Below are 3,974 nucleotides of genomic sequence, written 5' to 3' on the forward strand. Positions count from 1 at the left end.
CCGGCCAGCTCTCCGGCGGCCAGCAGAAGCGCGTGGCGATCGCCCGCGCGCTGTCGATGGACCCCATCGTGATGCTGTTCGACGAGCCCACCTCCGCGCTCGACCCGAGATGGTCGGCGAGGTGCTGGACGTGATGGTGGGCCTGGCCAAGGAAGGCATGACCATGATGGTGGTCACGCACGAGATGGGCTTCGCGCGCAAGGTCGCCAACCGCGTCATCTTCATCGACGTGGGCGGGCGGATCCTGGAGGACTGCAGCAAGGATGAATTCTTCGGCAACCCGGAAGCAAGGCAGCCGCGGACCAAGGATTTCCTGAACAAGATCCTCGCGCACTGAGGTTCTTCCTCCCTCCCCCGCTGGGGGAGGGCTGGGGTGGGAGCGCCCAAGCGCTGGGCTTCGGCGCTTCGCGGCTCAGCGCCAGCCTACGAATTCCGGCGCTCTCCCTCTCCCTCTCCCGCCTGCGGGAGAGGGCCGGGGTGAGGGCCCTCCGGAGTGGGACAATCGCCGGATGTCCGAAACGCTCACCATCACCCGCCCCGACGACTGGCACCTGCACGTGCGCGACGGCGCGGCCATGGCCTCCGTGGTGCGGCACTCGGCCGCGCAGTTCGGCCGGGCGCTGATCATGCCCAACCTCAAGCCGCCGATCATCACCGCGGCGATGGCCAACGCCTACCGCGAGCGCATCCTGGCCGCCGTGCCCAAGGCCTTCGGCTTCCAGCCGCTGATGTCGCTGTACCTCACCGACAACCTGCCGCCCAGCGAGATCCCGCGCGCCAAGGCCGCCGGCGTGGTGGCCGTGAAGCTCTATCCGGCCGGCGCCACGACCAACAGCGACATGGGCGTGACCAACCTGCACCGCACCTTCCACACGCTGGACATGATGCAGCGCGAAGGCATGCTGCTGCTGGTGCACGGCGAGGTGACCGATCCCGCGGTGGACGTGTTCGACCGCGAGGCCGTGTTCATCGACAAGGTGCTGGCCCCGCTGCGGCGCGACTTCCCCGAGCTGAAGATCGTGCTGGAGCACATGACCACCCGCGAGGCCGTGCAGTACGTGACCGACGGCGACGCCTACATCGCGGGCACGATCACGGCGCACCACCTCCTGTACAACCGCAATGCGCTGTTCGTCGGCGGGATCCGGCCGCACTACTACTGCCTGCCGGTGCTCAAGCGCGAGGATCACCGCAAGGCGCTGGTGTGGGCCGCCACCAGCGGCAACCCGAAGTTCTTCCTCGGCACCGACAGCGCGCCGCACGCGGCCGTGCTGAAGGAGCACGCCAGCGGCTGCGCCGGCTGCTACACCGCCTTCTCCGCCATGGAGCTGTATGCGGAGGCCTTCGAGGCCGCCGGCGCGCTGGACAAGCTGGAAGGCTTCGCCAGCTTCCACGGCGCCGACTTCTACGGCCTGCCGCGCAACACCGACACCCTCACGCTCAAGAAGCAGCCCTGGCAGGTGCCCGAGTCGCTGCCCTTCGGCGAGGCGCAGGTGAAGCCGCTGCGCGCCGGCGAACAGCTGCAGTGGCGGACCGTCTTCGCATGAGCGCCGGCGAAGCGCCGGCAGGCGAAAACGCGGCGATGCTGATCGACGCCGACAACCTCTCGGCCACCGCGATCGAGCACGCCTTCGCGCACCTGGCGCGCCAGGGGCTGCGCGCCACCCTGCGGCGGGCCTACGGCGGCCACGAGAAGCTCGCCGGCATGAAGGACTGCCTGCTGCGCCATGGCGTGCGCTCGCTCGTGAACCACGGCAAGGGCACCACCGACGCGCTGCTGGTGGTCGACGCGATGGACCTGCTGCACGAAGGCCGGATGCCGCCGGTGGTGGCGATCGCCTCCAGCGATGGCGACTTCGCGCCGCTCGCGCTGCGGCTGCGCGAAGCGGGCCACTGGGTGATCTGCTTCGCGCAGAGCGGCAAGTCGGCGGACGTGGACCTCACCCGCTGCTACGACCAGCTGGTCTCGGTGGAAGGCGCGCCCGCCGCGAGCGAGGCGCCGCCGGCGCCGGCGCGCGCCGCACGCAAGACGCCCGCCCGCAAGAAGGCCAAGCCGGCCGAGCCGCCTCCCCCGCCCATGCCCGCCGATCCGGTGCGCGAACTGCTGGAGGGCCTGGACGGCTTCCGCCAGGGCCGCGAGATCGCGATGAACGAGGTGGTGAAGCGGCTGCGCGACGCCAAGCTGCTGGGAAAAAGCGCCTCCGGCCCGGCCTTCCTGCGCAAGCGCGCGCCCTACCTGGAACTCTCGTCCAACCACCTGCGCCTGAAGCAGTGAGGGCGATCGACTGGGCCCGGCCCTGGTACGCGCCCTGGCGCGCCCGGGGCGAGGTCGTGGCGCACGCCGTGGCGAACGGCGTCCCGCTGCACGAGGCCCTGGACGCCGCCGGCCCGGCGCCGGTGCGCTTCGTGCCGCAGCAGGCGCTGCCGCCCGCCACGCCCTACGAGCGCTTCGTCTTCGAGATGCGCCAGTGCCCCGTGCGGCCCGGGCTGCACGACTTCTTCAACGGCCTGGTGTGGCTGGCGATGCCGCAGGCCAAGTCCGCGCTGAACCGGGTGCAGGCCGCGGAGATCGCCCGCGCCGGCATCGCCGCGCGGCGCGGGCCGGTGCGCGACGCGGTGACCGTGTTCGACGAGAACGGCGCGCTGCTGCAGGCGCCGCCCGCCCTGTGGCAGGCCTTGCGCGAACGCGCGTGGCATCGCCTGTTCGTGCAGCTGCGGCCGCTCTGGCGCGAGGCGCAGTTGCTGGTGTTCGGCCACGCGCTGCTGGAGCAACTGGCCGCGCCGCGCAAGGGCCTGACGGCGCACGTGTGGTGCGCTGCGCAGCCCCTGGAGCCGGGGGCCGACGCCGATGCGTGGCTGGCGTCGCAGTGCCGCGCCGAAGTTCTCGCCGGCAAACCCTTCACGCCGCTGCCCGTGCTGGGCGTGCCGGGATGGTGGCCGCAGAACGAGAACTTTTCCTTTTATGATGACTCCCACGTATTCCGTCCACGCAAGACGCCAGAACCCACCACAACAACAACGTCCGCGGGCCCTGCGCGCACTTGAATTCGGGCTGGTCCAGCCTCATCTGGACGCGCGGGGGTGAACGTATTCCACCCTTCGGAGTTTTCCAGACAATGAAACGCATTTTCCTGTTCGTGCTCACCAACCTCGCGGTGGTGGTGGTGCTGGGGGTCGTCTCCAGCCTGCTCGGCGTGAACCGTTATCTCACCGCCAACGGCCTCAACCTGGGTTCGCTGCTGGTGTTCGCCATGATCATGGGCTTCGGCGGCGCGATCATCTCGCTGCTGATCTCCAAGCCGATCGCCAAGTGGAGTTCCGGCGTCCAGGTGATCAACGGCACCGAAGGCCCCGACGAGGCCTGGATCGTCAACACGGTCAAGCGCTTTGCCGACCAGGCCAACATCGGCATGCCGGAAGTCGGCATCTTCCACGGCGACCCGAACGCCTTCGCCACCGGCGCCTTCAAGAACAACGCGCTGGTCGCCGTCTCCACCGGCCTGCTGCAAGGCATGACGCGCGAAGAGGTCGAGGCCGTGATCGGCCACGAGGTGGCGCACATCGCCAACGGCGACATGGTCACGATGACGCTGATCCAGGGCGTGATGAACACCTTCGTCGTGTTCCTCTCGCGCGTGATCGGCTACTTCGTCGATGGCTGGCTGAGCCGCGGCGAGCAGCGTTCCGGCCCCGGCATCGGCTACATGGTGACGACCTTCGTGCTGGACATCCTGCTCGGCTTCCTGGCGGCCATCATCGTGGCCTGGTTCTCGCGCCAGCGCGAATTCCGCGCCGACCGCGGTTCCGCCCAGCTGCTGGGGCGCAAGCAGCCGATGATCAACGCCCTGGCCCGCCTGGGCGGCATGGTCCCGGGCGAGCTGCCCAAGGGCCTGCAGTCCATGGGCATCACCTCCGGCGTGGGCAAGCTGTTCTCGACGCACCCGCCGATCGAGGAGCGGATCGCGGCGCTGCAG

General features: G+C 69.8%; 4 protein-coding genes and 1 pseudogene. All 5 read left to right on the forward strand.

Going from position 1 to position 3,974, the window contains the following annotated elements; genetic code table 11:
• Positions 1–337 (forward strand): annotated as a pseudogene (locus VFM98_RS10320) (ATP-binding cassette domain-containing protein); the annotation flags it as partial.
• 172 nt (positions 338–509) lie between these two features.
• Complete coding sequence (pyrC, locus tag VFM98_RS10325) at positions 510–1,547, forward strand: dihydroorotase (protein ID WP_325109838.1); 1,038 nt, start codon at positions 510–512, stop codon at positions 1,545–1,547.
• Positions 1,544–2,275, forward strand: coding sequence for an NYN domain-containing protein (locus tag VFM98_RS10330; protein ID WP_325109839.1), 732 nt, complete (start codon positions 1,544–1,546; stop codon positions 2,273–2,275). Before pyrC ends, VFM98_RS10330 begins: the two co-directional genes overlap by 4 nt.
• A complete protein-coding gene (locus VFM98_RS10335; RefSeq protein ID WP_325109840.1) occupies positions 2,272–3,045 on the forward strand; it encodes a DUF3025 domain-containing protein in 774 nt (257 codons plus the stop codon). Before VFM98_RS10330 ends, VFM98_RS10335 begins: the two co-directional genes overlap by 4 nt.
• Before the next feature lie 71 nt (positions 3,046–3,116).
• Positions 3,117–3,974: protease HtpX (gene htpX / locus VFM98_RS10340; protein ID WP_325109841.1), on the forward strand; the 858-nt coding region annotated here is incomplete at its 3' end.

Origin of the sequence: Ramlibacter sp. (assembly GCF_035706265.1) — a bacterium.
In the GTDB taxonomy this organism is placed as follows: domain Bacteria; phylum Pseudomonadota; class Gammaproteobacteria; order Burkholderiales; family Burkholderiaceae_C; genus Ramlibacter.

Coding starts and splice junctions, on each gene's coding strand:
- pyrC (WP_325109838.1), top strand. CDS start 510: ATGTCCGAAACGCTCACCATCACCCGCCCCGACGACTGGCACCTGCAC.
- VFM98_RS10330 (WP_325109839.1), top strand. CDS start 1,544: ATGAGCGCCGGCGAAGCGCCGGCAGGCGAAAACGCGGCGATGCTGATC.